We start from the raw sequence: 13,620 nt of genomic DNA, 5'->3' as shown, positions 1-13,620 counted from the left end.
AGCGATGCAATGACCGTTAATATCGTCTCACTGTATCCATGCTCGATACACCGGATTACACCCGTTAAAGACAGGAAGAAGCGTTGACAAGCTATCCACTGTCACTCTGGATCATCACACTCGATAACACGGAGTAAAAGTCAATCCGATGTCGGTGGTGATTGAATTAATTCACGGTGATTCTCTGGCAGCCGTGTCCCATTCGCCTTCATCTCACAAATCAAAGAATCCGCCTTTCCCAGATCCATCGAACCCTTCGCAACCAACTCCCGGAACACACCGATACTACCCATCAACTCTAAATCTAACCGGTCACACACATTCCGAGCTCGACCGTCGTCAAGCACGCACGAATACTCCACATCCGACGAATCGTACCGCTCACCAAGCGCAAGCACGGACAACTCCCCGCTCCCCAACCCCAGAAACCGATTCGACAACTCTTCCTGACGCACCGGATCCGTACGAACAATCTCCGACTTGTCCCGCACCCGGTCAACCTGCGGACCGTCAGTCAACACTTCGTTCATCACCGTCTTGGTCGTCACCGGTGCGTATCCACTGTCGAGGATCGACTCAAGCACAACAAGATCCTGCAGTTCATCACACCAAGAGATAACCACGGAAGCGTCGAGAATCAGCCTATGCACGCATCGCCCCTCGAAACTCAGAAATCGGCATATCTGCCAATTCAGACGCCTTCTCAATACTCACCTTCCCTCGATCGTAGAGGTGACGAGCAACGCGTTCACGCTTGTGTTCTAAATCACTCTTCTCCATCGAATTCTTCGTCATATCCGGATACGAGTAATAGACGTACACAAGCAACTCCTCCTTCGACAAATCGTTAGCGAAGTCTTTGATATCCCCAATTAGCGCAGGGATGTGATCAGGAACATCCGCATAGAAATCCCCCATAAGCTGTTCTCCCTTTGAGGTCAACGAAACTCCATGCCGGGTTCGCTGAACCAACCCGTATATTTCGAGTTTGTCGTGAATTCCTTCCACAGTCTCGCTAAACGGTCCTCGAAGGTACGGTTCGAATTCCAAGGCGTCCTCTAACTTCGGGAGGTTTTTCGCCAGCAGGAACATCTCTTTTTGAATCCAGAGGTCGCCTGGTACAGCCTCACCCCCATTGGCGTCTAGTAACAGCAAGTAGAGTTTATCTACTTGATCCAGGTCGTCATCAATCATGCTTACCACTAGTATTTATATGATGCGCCCGACCTCTTAAGGCTATGCCGAAGTTGAACGTGAAAGTCGATACCTTTGACGATAATTCTCTCTTCTCTCACAAGACGATTCAACTTGGGTCAAAAAGCATCGAAACCCCCACGAAAGCGATACAGGTCGGTGAAACAACCAAGAACGATAAAATACTCGACGATGTCCGCGGTGCCAACGAAATCTACTTCTCGACAGATCCGGGGAAACTCACCAAGGCTCAGAAAGAGTTCAAACCGAGCTTCAAGAGAAACATTGGGCAAGCCCTGAACAAAAGCAACGACGACGAGTTCAACTTCGTTTTCGCTCAATTCGGCTCCGAACGGCGGTTCGAGGACAATAACCTGCATTTCCTGCTCGATACGATCTACTCCACGTCGGACTTCGTCACCGTCCCGTTGATGACCGACCTAGTATCAGCGATCGAAGACGACGGTGACGGGACCGACTCGATCTACTTCAATACGTACAAAGAGAACGTTAAGCGATTCATCGAGACTGCAGAGCAACTCAATAGTAAACCGATCATGGGGACCTTACCCCAACTCCCGTGGGGTCTCACGAACGAAATCGTTGAGCTCTACCTCGACAAGGGCATTCGTGCGTTCTGTTTCGATTTCAACGGGCGAACCGTTACAGCGCAGTTCCAACTGTCAAACATGGTCGTGCCGCTCCTCCGTGAGATTGGGAAACGGAAACTGCAAGAAGAGGTGTTCTTCTACTGCTTGAACGCGAATCGCGGTCGCGGTTCAAGTGAAACCGATTTCGTCCCTGCGCGTGATTTCATCTCGCTCGGATTCGGATTCGATATCGTCGGTGACAAACACATGGCGTTACCATTGCCTGCTGATTTCTACGATAAGATGGACGAGACGGGGCCCGAGTTCCGAATGTTCCATCGGGATGAGTACTACTACAAGAACCATGAGTACGATTCTGATTTGATTGATCGACTTCCCTCTGAGACAGGGCTTGACCGGGAAAAGATAGCCGAGAATTCGAGCGATTACCACCGTCGGAAGTACGAAAAACTCCTGAACGGGGAGCAGCAGGCGTTAGAGACGATCGACCTTCGGCCTGCAATCGATGAAAACCGGGCGATCGACCATATCGAATCAAAGTCCGGGGTTGACGACCGGGTGATCTCGAACCTCCAATCGTCCAAAGAGGAGTTCGAGAATGAACGGAAGCAGCAACGGTTGAACGACATCTGGTGAAGGCGTTGACAAGGAGGTGAGTTCGGCCCAGTTCTCACGCCCAGGATGCTCGGCTCCAGGTGCTAACAAAGTCAACCGATTGCTCTGTATTCCGCACCGCACTCGTGGCACTCCGAATTAGCGTTGTAGCCAGTCGCCTCGATATGCCGTAACCGCACTGAACCCCTTCCACAGATGTTTCCTGATGGTAGGTGTAGAACACGGTTAAGAGAGGGTATATCCTTCGATGTCACGGAAAACATTAGTTTTCCTTGGTTCGGCCTCTTTCCCTTTTCCATCATCATCAGACATGGATTCATGCGTGGCTCAATTTAGGGGGCGAATCGAAAACTGAACTTCATTAGTTACACATCTCAATGCGGAGATTTGCTCTACCCTTTCGAATGCGGCGACTCCGGTGGGAACAATCGGTAATGAACGAGTGGTGGCATTTCAACGGCATCCTCTGGGATGTTAGAGGGTGTGCTAAGGAGGTCTAGTACACCGGTGAGATGTTGGATGCCTACTGCTGCAACGATCGTGTCATTGCCGTCCTGCTTTGCGAGCGCGTGGAGGTGTCCGGCCAGTACCTCATCTCGCTCTGCGATGACTGTTTGGAAGGCTTCGGGTGCCCGCCGTGCACTCATTGATCTCCACTTGCGGATCGTTGGCAGATCCAGTTCATAGTAGGTCGACAGTGAAAGGTCATCTTCTGTATTGATGAGTCCAAGTTTGGAGAAGATCTCTCTATCTAGTTTTTCGAAGTCTGTCGTAGTTTCGTATTCCTGTGTATCGATCCCGGCGAGGAGCAGATCGTAGAGATGATCAGTTGCGTATGCAGCAGCTTCGAGTTCGTCCCGAGGAGGCCATCGAGCGTCCTGTACATCGGGATGATACTGTGAAATCGCCTCAGCAGATGCTTCGATGGCTACAACATCTGGCTCGTACCTCGTAATCGCGCCAGATAAACGTGCAATCGTCAGCGGTTGACCATGGAGCACGCCGAGAACATGGACATCACCGACACGACCCGCTGCATCACATTCCGAAATCCCAGTCTCCTTGATACAATTAGTCTGCTTACACATAGACTTCCACCCAACAATTCCTGCGGTTGGTTTCTTCCGGCCAGTGAACAAACCCTCTGCTGAGCAGAGAGATCCACGTAACAACGGGATTGCTACACGCAATCTGCTTCATACAGGCGATAGTCAGCATTTCACTTAAACAATTGCAAAGTTGTGGCGCCTCGCTGATTCCAAGTCACCAACTTGCATGCTGGTGCTTGTAGCCTACTAGTCACTAGAGCAATTCTATCTGCTCTACGTTCACCTGGGTTGGGGGCGGTGTTAAGATAAGGACGAGGCGGCCGAAGTTCGAGGCTCTATGCCCGAATTCGACCGCCTCAGAGAATCTACCAAGTGGATCGACTTGGGATTTGTGGAGAGCGAGCGGAAACCTCGCGCGATCATTGAAAAGGATATTCGGCACCACCTGGCAGGTCAATCACTTTCGAATACAGTAGTGCTTCTTGATTATTTTGGGCGTCGAACGCAGTCGAACAGCGATTCACAATTGGATGCAGAAGGCCGATCTACAGCCTGCGAACGGAGAAAGTCCGGATCGCGTCGCCGTCGATCAGAAAACGATCCGAATCAACGACGGACAGTACTGGCTGTACGCCGACGTCAATCCGCAAACGAACAGAATCCTCCACTCGCGGCTATTTCCGACGTACACGATCCCAATCGCGGGGGAGTTCCTCGCCGAGTTGGGCGAGAAACACAACCTTGCCGACGCCGTGTTTCTCGTCGGCGACGTTGACGATCTGATCGGCGGCCTCCGCAAGGAGGGACTCAGCTACCGCATCCAACGACATGGCTTCAGAAACAAGATCGAACGTGTCTTTCGAGGGGTAGAACGACGAACATCTTCGTTTTCGAACTGCTTCAGCCACGTCGCGCCGTCGACCGCGAAATCGTGGTTACAGGCCCACGCCGTCTGGTGGAATCATGCTTAAGTTAACACGACCGCAGAGAGGGGCACCGTTCAGATTAGCTGATTCCATGAGAATGCGAGTATCTTGAGCCACTTCGGCCGATTCAACTGACGCGTTGCAGAAGTGATTTCCAAACTAGTACGTTCGACGTTTTACTTCTTTAAAGACGCGTTCTACGGCGTTCCGCTGGCCGTGTGCTTCGTGTCGCCATTCGCAGCCGTGACGATGGAGAGCACCGTGCAGCACGGCGCTCCGTCAACGAGAAACACGGCGTCGTCGATGTCGTGTTTCTCTAGCATTTCGGCGATAAACTGCTCGGAGAACGCCATCACGCACCGCTTGTAGAGGCAGACGTGGAGGAATTCATTGGTCGCGGGATCGACGGCGGCGTAGAGCCAGAACCGTTCGCCGTTGACTGGATCACGCTCTCGTCTATCGCGGCGTGATCCGACGATTTGTCTCCCTCGGGCACTAAATCGGCCTTTCGTACCCAGTTGTGAACAGTCAAACGGACGCGATGGACACCGAAGCTATCGGGAACAGAGACAGTATCCGAAAGCGATAGTCCGGCCGCGTGGAGGTGGATACTGAGCTTCATCAGCGGCTCTGGTGTCGACTCACGCTCCACAAATCTATCTCGAACGCGGCGCTAGGTCGGGTGAGGCGCCCGATTTCTGGCATAGGCACCGAGAAATTCGGTCGCTTTACCCCTTCGTTCTTAACTAAAGACTGCCTGTCGTCTCGTGGGAAGAACTAACTACTCGTGCGACTAGCGGCGTGATATGTCGACGAGTGCGATCTCCTCGTTCGAGGAGTCACTATCTACGCGAGGCCTCCCGCTGACGCGGACGGCTGCCGCCGATGCGGCCGACGAGCTCACGGCGCTGGTCGAGCCGCCAGCGATCGGCACGCAGCTTCCCTACAGCGGTGTTTCGCTGCCGGAGAACGTGATCACTGAGCTGTCGCCGAGCGTTCTCGAATCCGCGACGGTTGGTATCACACCGGCGGCCCTGGCCATCGCGGACTACGGCTCGGTCGTGATCCCCGACGACGGGAGCGGGAGCGAACACGTCAGCCTGTTCGCGGACGAGCACGTGGCAGTGGTTGCGGCCAGCGACGTCGTCGCGTCGATGAGTGAAGCGATCGGCGAACTCGGAGAGCAGGTCCGGGACGGCCTGACGAGCGCGATCGTCGCGACTGGCCCGTCGGCGACCGCGGACATGGGCGAACTCGTAATGGGAGCGCACGGACCGAAAGTGGTCGAGGTAGTGCTCGTGACTGACCGATGAGTGGGCGCCAGCAGAAAGCCGAACGGATCCGGGAGCTGATGGCAACCCAGGGCGAGGCCGTCGAGGAGAACACGCGAGAGTTCAACGACGGCCGCTACGAGTCGACCGGCGATCTCTCGGAGTACGAGGCACTGAGAGACGAGGCCCGGGCCATCCAGGAAGACGCCATCGAGCGGATTCCCGAACTCGTGGACCAGGTGACCGAGGCCGTGGAGGCAAACGGCGGGACGGTCTACGTCGCCGACGACGCCGCCGACGCGAACGAGTACGTTCGCAACATCGTCGCCGACGCGGACGCAGACAGCGTCGTGAAGTCGAAGTCGATGACCAGCGAGGAACTGGAGGTCAACGAGGCGCTCGCCGCCGACGGCGTCGACGTGTGGGAGACCGACCTGGGCGAGTTCGTGCTCCAGGTCGCCGACGAGGCGCCCTCGCACCTAGTCGCGCCCGCGATCCACAAGTCCACGGAGGACATCGCGGCGCTGTTCGACGGTCACTTCGATCCCGAGGAGCCCCTGGAAACTGCTGAGGACCTCACGACGTTCGCGAGAGATCACCTCGGCGAGAAGATACGGGAAGCGGACATCGGGATGACGGGTGCGAACTTCGTCACCGCGGACACCGGTTCCATCGCGCTGGTGACCAGCGAGGGGAACGCCAGGAAGTGTCTCGCGGCGACCGACACGCACGTCGCCGTCGCTGGCGTCGAGAAGCTCCTCCCGAGATTCGAGGACCTCCAGCCGTTCGTCGAACTCATCGGAAGGTCGGGTACTGGCCAGGACATCACGTCGTACGTGTCGCTGTTTACGCCACCCGTCGACGTGCCGACGCTGGACCACGAGGCCGACGAGCTCGGCTCTGCGGACGACCGAGAGTTCCACCTCATCCTCGTGGACAACGGCCGGATGGAGATGCGCGAGGACGATCAGCTCCGGGAGACGCTCTACTGCATTCGGTGTTCGGCCTGCGCGAACTCCTGTGCGAACTTCCAGCACGTCGGCGGCCACGCCTTCGGTGGCGAGACGTACACAGGCGGGATCGCCACAGGCTGGGAAGCGGGCGTTCACGGCCAGGAGAGCGCCGCGGAGTTCAACGACCTCTGTACGGGCTGCAGTCGCTGCGTCGACGCCTGTCCGGTGAAGATCGACATCCCGTGGATCAACACGGTCGTGCGAGACCGCATCAACCGCGACGCAGACCAGGAGTTATCCTGGCTCGTCGAGGGACTGACGCCGGACGAGGAGCCAGGGGGCGTCGACCTCCAGAAGCGCCTGTTCGGGAACTTCGAGACGCTCGCGAAGTTCGGCTCGGCGACGGCACCCGTATCGAACTGGCTGGCCGACTGGGGACCGAACCGCTGGCTCATGGCGCGCATCGTCGGGATCGACCGCCGCCGCGACCTCCCCGAGTTCCAGCGCGAGACGCTCGTGGAATGGTTCGCTGCGCGTGACGATCGGGGGCCGTCCGACCCGGGTCGCGAGGTCGTCCTCTACCCGGACCTCTACACGAATCACGTGCAGGTCGAGCGAGGGAAGGCCGCGGTCCGCGTGCTGGAGGCCCTCGACGTGGGCGTGCGCGTGCCTGCTGTCCGGTCGTCGGGCAGAGCGCCGCTCTCTCAGGGAATGATCGAGACGGCGACCGACCACGCCGAGGACGTAGCCACGCAGCTCGGTAGACACGTCGACGAGGGACGTGACGTCGTGGTCGTGGAGCCGTCCGACCTCGCGATGTTCCGCCGGGAGTACGAACGGCTGGTCGACGAGGACGCGTACGATACGCTCGCGGACGACAGCTACGAGATCCTCGAGTACGTGTACGGGCTCCTCGAAGCCGATCCCAGCCGATCCGATCGGTTCCGGAACGCAGACGGTGAGCGGCTCGCCTACCACAGCCACTGTCAGCAACGCACGCTCGGCCTCGAACCCTACACGACGGAGGTGCTCGGAGAGCTCGGCTTCGACCTCGTTACCTCCGAGGTGGAGTGCTGTGGCATGGCCGGCAGCTTCGGCTACAAGGCCGAGTACTACGAACTGAGCATGGACGTCGGCGCCACGCTCCGGGACCAGTTCGAGGACGAACCGCGGGTTGTCGCGAGCGGAACGTCCTGCATGGAACAGCTCGACGACCTGCTCGACGTTCCGAACCGCCACCCGATCGAGGAAGTCGCCGATCGTCTCGAATGACCGTCGAGCAGGACGTAGATTCGCCCCATCGCTGCTGGCAGCAAACTAAACTCGCCGCGGAGAAAGCTCGACGAGCGATAGGAAGCCAGCTGTAGAACCAACGTGGCTGACGGTGCGAAGCCACCGAGAGTAATGCATTTTTACTGTGAGAAAGGCAAATTGGTTAGTATTCAAGTAATCCATTTCAAAGGACATGTCTATGGTATACAGAGCGAGATTCTTTTTTGCCATCACCCCACGTAGCCGGCCGGAACCTCGAAAGGTACCTCGCAACGACTGACGTGACGATGACGATTCGAGCCATCGCCGATCGAAGATCGCACGGCTAAAGCCAATTTATCAGCGGTTCTCTGGCTCCTGAGCAGTTACCGACAATGTCGAGATCTGAGCAATCTCTCGCACTGTACCGGTCGGTGCCCCGCGGATACGAGAGGTTGGATCGTTACGAATATATATTTTAGAAATATGCTATAAATTCCAGACTAATTGCTATACTACCCCATAATAATCTCTATAATTGCAAATAAAAGGTGATTAGTTCGGTTCCAGTCGAGGACCGTCGGAATACGTCTACTCGAATCGAAGAACGACACAGAACCCAACTGTTCGTACAATATACCATCTAAACAATATATTGTTTATGTACATTGGTCATCTCGATGGGTACACGGAGCGTGCGAGTGGCGACGTCCCGCGGGTCGCTATCGCTACCGCTCGTCGACGAGGGGCCTCACTCGGGTGCATCGTTCCCGAACGCGACCAAGTTCGCAGGACGTTCCGTCCAGACGATGCTGGATGACGCTCGGACACCACGCCGGACCGGACTATAGTCGGGGGGGAAAGTGCGAACCGCACGGCCGTCCGTGCGTACTGCCTACTGGATCGGAATCGGCGGAAGTACGAGGGGTCGCTGTGCCGGGACACCCCGTATCCGATTGCTGGGCGTCGGTCGCGCTCGCTTCACTCGCGAGCACGCCTCTGATCACTTCGAATCCTGCTCTGGAAGGTTCGCTCTCTCGTAAATCGGTCGCTACAGACGTTCACGCCCCGCTCCACTCGCCATCACAATCACGAGGCTCTCACTCCGTCCGCGATCGTATACTCCAGCAGGATTCGAACCCTGGTCATTCCCCCGATGGAATGCGGGACGAACGCGTCTATCCAGCCGATTTCGGGATCACTCCCGAACCGTAACTGATCCGTCGCCGAAATCCAGATCGTCCCGAGTTCCGCAATCAGGGTCGGCCCTCGTCGTGTAATTCTTCGCTCGTCCGAGCCTCGTGTTTACTTAAAACTCTGAGTAAGATCCGTGTCTGCCAGCCTACCATCCGGCATCCGTTAGACTGAAAAGACGAGACCGCTTGCCGAATCCCGACGAGGAAAGCGATGCTGGATCGAAGATCCAGCAAGTCTGAGGTTTCGCCTCAGGCACTGCAGGCCGCGAAGCGGCTGAAGCGCACAGCGAGTCGCGGGGGCCAGCGGTCGAGGGCATTCTCCCTGGTTAGCAGTCTGGTGGTTTCCTGATTCAACACTAACTAAATACGAGGCTGCTTCCCCCAAACAAAAGGAAAAGTGAGAGCACATTCGGCCCGCGGCCGTAGTTGTCCATGAGAAATCCGGACAACGATAATGCAAGTACGGCGCCGAGGAAAATAGGAGCAGGATGTACCCGATTTGTTCCTCGTAGATGGCAAGTGTAAGACACCATTTCCGACATTGGCGGGAAACGCCGGTCCCCAGTCCCGATAAATGAAAGCGAGAGGACGACCAGAAGCGGTTGGTCGGAGGGCAATCGCTTCAACGGGATGTGCGAATAGTATCCACTATGTCTCCCTTGACGCATCCACGAATAAGGGCCATATTTCCACTGTAATTACAATTTTAATTACACGGAAGCCGGTCCGTTGCTGCGGCCAGGCGACCTCGGCAGTTCGACGAGCAAGAACGACCGCCTTCAGTCCGCTCGGGAACTTTGAAAAATCCATTATATCAGATGAAGTGAATAATAGCAACCAGTACAGTATGGAGTCTCCGCGGAACGGATTCGTACATACCACAACAAGCTATTTGTGCACCAGTAACCATCAGTGGCTCATGCAGCGTCCGCTTGTAGTTACTGATCCGAGTGACCGCGCGCCGGAATTGATCCGCGAAGCTGGACAGCTTGCAGCCGCTCAGGGTGTACCAGTTCGTGTATTAGCCGTTGTGAGCAGTGAGGAGTTCGAAAAGGATTCTGCAGTGATTGACTCGATAGCGGAGGCAGAGGGAAAAACGTACGATATGAGTGCAGCCGAGTACGCGAAAAACGTGGCACAGAGTGCGATCAGTGACCTGCTGACCGATATCGACGTCGAGGCGGAGCCACTGGGTCGTGCCGTCAAAAACGACCAGAAACGGGCGGAGACGATCCTTGATGTCGCGAACGATAGTTCGTGCGACTATATCTTCCTCATCGGACAACGTCGCCGCCCGACTGGGAAGGCGGTATTTGGAGATACGGCACAACAGGTCATCCTCAACTTCGACGGCTACGTCGTCACCGCAACTGAGTAAACGGGGACCAGTGGGGCAGGGAATGCGTTACAGCCCGCCGATCGCACAGAATGATCGTTCACAAGGCATGGTTCGGGGCCTCCCGAGATGTCCACTCTACCAGTGCAGTCAGCACCTCTTGCGTTCATTTGCGCGTTCTCCAGGAGGAGGGCCGTCTGCTCCTGCGGAGAGCTTCAATGGAGATACTCGGCCGGGTCCTGTTCGACGATGCCTTCGGTCTTCTCTAATTTCGCTGCATGCTCTTCCCGGCCAGTGTTCCGCAGACGGGTTGCATACGTTCCCAGGTTCCCCTGCAGATAGACGGACCCCCCTTCTTGAACGACCTCGAACAGCGGGTCGATGAGCGCCCGTGGCCCCTCGGGGTTCCCGCCGTCCTTTCCTAAGGCGGCGTTCAGTCCCCGCTGACCGATCCATCGATTGAGCAGCGCCATGCCTCGCTCCGCGATCTCGACGTGGGATTGGGCGACGTTCTCCGTCTCATGCGGATCTGCAGAGAGGTCGTAGAGTTCGACCGGATCGAACTCCCGCCAGCCGTCATGATACGTTCGAAGCAGGAACCAGTTATTCCAGCGAACACCGCGTTGACACGCCCAAGCGCCCTGCCCTGTGACGAGGAACTCGCGGCCATCGGATTCCCCCTCCGAGAGCGAATTCAGGAACGATTGACCGTCCCAGCCGGACGGAATCTCAGCATCGACGAAGTCGGCGAGGGTCGCCGAGAAGTCGACGTGATAGTGGAGATCGTCATCGACACCGGGTTCAACACCTGGGCCTTTCACGATCAACGGAACGTTGCACGTGATATCGTCTGCAGTCTGATGGTCGCCGTAAACGTTGAGCTCGCCCAGGTTTTCACCGTGGTCGGCGGAGACGATAATCATCGTCTCTTCGTAGATCCCTTCGCCCTTGAGGAGATCAATGAATTGTCCAATGTATTCGTCCACATACTTGATCCCGACGTCGTACCCGTCCACCCACCGGTCGAAATCATCGAGGTCCGCGATCTCGTCCGGAGTGCGTTCGAGATCATCAGCACCTTCGCCAGTCAGATAGCCGTGATGGGGATCTTGTGCGCTATGTGGACCGTAACTCTCGTACTGCTCTTGAAGCATCTCCTCGGTGAGCCAGTTTGCTGCAGGGTCATCGGCGAACGGATTGCCGAAGGATTGTGGAGTGTCATACGGAGTGTGGGGGTCCCAGAAATTCACGTGAAGATACCAGTCTTCTTCACTGGCATTTTCCTGGAGCCACTCCTCGGCGTGGGGATACACCACTTCAGCACGTTCGGTGCCGGAACCGCCCGTATCGATCCACTCTTCGAATCCGTCGATGACGTGCCAAGCGCCGTGTCGCTGGGGGAAAGGGCTGATGAAGGCAGTGTCGTGATCGTTCTGTTGCAGGATGGTCGGGAGCGTTCGATACTTCCCACGGTTCGCATGCCCCCGAGCGGTGCCTCGCGGACGAATGTCCGCATTCGTCCCTGCGTGCCCAATCGCCCCTGTGTGGATCCCGAACCGGCCCGAGAAGAACGCGGTGCGTGATGGGAGACAAGGAGCGTCCGACACGTAGTAATTCGTGTAAATGCGCCCCTCATCGGCTACCTGATCAATATGGGGGGACGTTGCTCGATCATACCCATAGCAACCCAGGTGATCCGGCCGTAACGAGTCGACGTCAATGTAAACTATTCTCATTATAATTTTGTCATCACGGTCCAGTTGTAAAGTCTTTGTGAAATTCAAGGCTTGTACCCGTACCGGACAGGACCAATCAATAGGAGTCACAGCAATCTACCGAAGGCCAACCGGGAGTCGCAGTGATATGGTGCGATCGCGTTCAGGCGGGACCGCTGGCCGAGTACTGAAGCTTCCGCCACCGTCTGATGACTGAGACCCGTAGTAGCTATACGGATGGACCCGAACAATCATCTCGAAGTCGTGAATCGAGCCGGTCTCCGAGCCGGTGTGGCTGCTCTGGCATGGCCGAAGAGTGGAGTTCGAGCGCAGACGGGAGCCCTAGCGAGCGAGACTGCGCAGTGCGGAGCGAGCGGGGCTGCTGGACGCAGGAACTCGTCTCTCTCCCCACCCAGAAATATTATACTTCACCGTAGCTACTAGAATCCATATACTAGTTCGGAGTCGCTGTGGCGCGCGTCCTCGGCGTCAGGAGGAGCCATGACGAGTCGGATCGTCCGACGTCGCCGTCAGTTCGCTCGTTCGTCGCAGGTGTAGCGGTCGCCACGGCCGATCGGTCCGTCGACGGTACGAGCCAGGGTACCCCGAATCGGTTCCGCTTGCCGAGAATCCGCATCCTCCCCTCGCTCCATTACACCTATACGTCTGTAACATATTCTTCCGATATCGATGAGCGAGGACGATTCACGGCCCGATAGCAAGGTTGCACGGGTTATCGATGCCTACGAGCTGGACGGGTGGGGCGAGACGCTGGAGCGACGCTGGACGAGCGAAGTCGGCGAGCGGACCAGCCTTCGTGACCTGGCGGACACACTCAACGAGGAAATCATGGCCGCCGCGCTTCGGGACGCCGACGTCTCGGTCACTGCGCCGGATGCAGCCAGCACGTATCGAACGCTCTCTGGCGAGGGAGACGTCTCTCGTGCGGATCGACACCGGAAGGAACGAGAACTGGAACAGGCGGGGATCGACGTGGAGTCCGTTCGGTCGGATTTCGTAACTCACCAGGCAGTCCACACGTATCTGACGTCGTATCGCGACGCCGAACTAGAGGAACGCTCGGAGGATCGAACGCAGCGAGCGGTCGAAAACCTGCAGCGGCTCCAGGGACGAACTGGAGTTGTGACTGAATCGACGATCGAACGAATGATCGCCACGGAGGAGATAACGGACCACGAGTACGAGGTGTTCGTGGATATCCAGGTGGTCTGTGAGGATTGTGAGAGGAAGTACTCCGTTAACGAGCTATTGAGAGCGGGGGGATGTGATTGTGATAACTGAACCACGACGATTCTACCGGAATCATCGACCTAGGTCCGAATAAACGAACTCTGGCTCGTCTTCGCTGGTTGCCAACGCTGGGGTTGTTCCCGTCAATGCTGGCGACGGTGCTGTGATCGTTTCAATCGATACGATTTACACCGCCCGGGAGTAATTTGTAATGGAATGGATAATTAATGGCGACTGGTAGGTGTAACTGTC

Annotated in this window: 9 protein-coding genes and 2 pseudogenes; 6 read left to right on the top strand and 5 right to left on the bottom strand. The window is 56.6% G+C overall.

The annotated features are described in order from the left end of the window. Positions 1-140 precede the first annotated feature (140 nt). Positions 141-650: a PIN domain-containing protein gene (locus MXF70_RS05420; RefSeq protein ID WP_248517987.1), complete on the bottom strand. Its 510-nt coding sequence runs from the start codon at positions 648-650 to the stop codon at positions 141-143. After that, on the bottom strand, positions 643-1,194 hold the full coding sequence (locus MXF70_RS05415; protein WP_248517986.1) for a UPF0175 family protein: 552 nt from the start codon (positions 1,192-1,194) through the stop codon (positions 643-645). Before MXF70_RS05415 ends, MXF70_RS05420 begins: the two co-directional genes overlap by 8 nt. Positions 1,195-1,238: 44 nt before the next feature. Here MXF70_RS05415 and MXF70_RS05410 point away from each other — a divergent pair, with 44 nt between their 5' ends. Further along, entirely contained in the window at positions 1,239-2,441 is a 1,203-nt protein-coding gene (locus tag MXF70_RS05410) for a hypothetical protein (protein ID WP_248517985.1), read from the top strand. Between the two features lie 371 nt (positions 2,442-2,812). Here the strand turns inward: MXF70_RS05410 and MXF70_RS05405 are convergent, their stop codons facing one another. Then, complete coding sequence (locus tag MXF70_RS05405; protein ID WP_248517984.1) at positions 2,813-3,508, bottom strand: TraB/GumN family protein; 696 nt, start codon at positions 3,506-3,508, stop codon at positions 2,813-2,815. 298 nt (positions 3,509-3,806) lie between these two features. Here MXF70_RS05405 and MXF70_RS05400 point away from each other — a divergent pair. Continuing rightward, positions 3,807-4,440, top strand: a pseudogene (locus tag MXF70_RS05400) (transposase domain-containing protein). A gap of 29 nt (positions 4,441-4,469) precedes the next feature. Here the strand turns inward: MXF70_RS05400 and MXF70_RS05395 are convergent. After that, positions 4,470-5,100: pseudogene (locus MXF70_RS05395) on the bottom strand (IS6 family transposase). A gap of 101 nt (positions 5,101-5,201) precedes the next feature. On the opposite strand from MXF70_RS05395, the gene MXF70_RS05390 reads away from it, so the two are divergent. The 3 genes from MXF70_RS05390 to MXF70_RS05380 all read left to right on the top strand — a co-directional run bounded on the left by MXF70_RS05390 (position 5,202) and on the right by MXF70_RS05380 (position 10,444). Continuing rightward, positions 5,202-5,708 (top strand): LUD domain-containing protein, encoded by a 507-nt coding sequence (locus MXF70_RS05390; protein ID WP_248517983.1) that lies wholly within the window; start codon positions 5,202-5,204, stop codon positions 5,706-5,708. Then, positions 5,705-7,891: an LUD domain-containing protein gene (locus MXF70_RS05385; RefSeq protein WP_248517982.1), complete on the top strand. Its 2,187-nt coding sequence runs from the start codon at positions 5,705-5,707 to the stop codon at positions 7,889-7,891. The genes MXF70_RS05390 and MXF70_RS05385 overlap by 4 nt, the downstream gene beginning before the upstream one ends. Positions 7,892-9,985: 2,094 nt before the next feature. Continuing rightward, entirely contained in the window at positions 9,986-10,444 is a 459-nt protein-coding gene (locus MXF70_RS05380) for a universal stress protein (protein ID WP_248517981.1), read from the top strand. Positions 10,445-10,617: 173 nt separating this feature from the next. Here the strand turns inward: MXF70_RS05380 and MXF70_RS05375 are convergent, their stop codons facing one another. After that, positions 10,618-12,138, bottom strand: coding sequence for a sulfatase family protein (locus MXF70_RS05375; RefSeq protein WP_248517980.1), 1,521 nt, complete (start codon positions 12,136-12,138; stop codon positions 10,618-10,620). A gap of 669 nt (positions 12,139-12,807) precedes the next feature. Here MXF70_RS05375 and rdfA point away from each other — a divergent pair. Continuing rightward, a complete protein-coding gene (gene rdfA / locus MXF70_RS05370) occupies positions 12,808-13,419 on the top strand; it encodes a rod-determining factor RdfA (RefSeq protein ID WP_248517979.1) in 612 nt (203 codons plus the stop codon). Positions 13,420-13,620: the final 201 nt, after the last annotated feature.

It is taken from the genome of Salinarchaeum laminariae (assembly GCF_023204835.1).
Classification (GTDB): Archaea; Halobacteriota; Halobacteria; order Halobacteriales; family Salinarchaeaceae; genus Salinarchaeum; species Salinarchaeum laminariae.
This window is presented reverse-complemented; position numbering and strand designations above follow the sequence as displayed.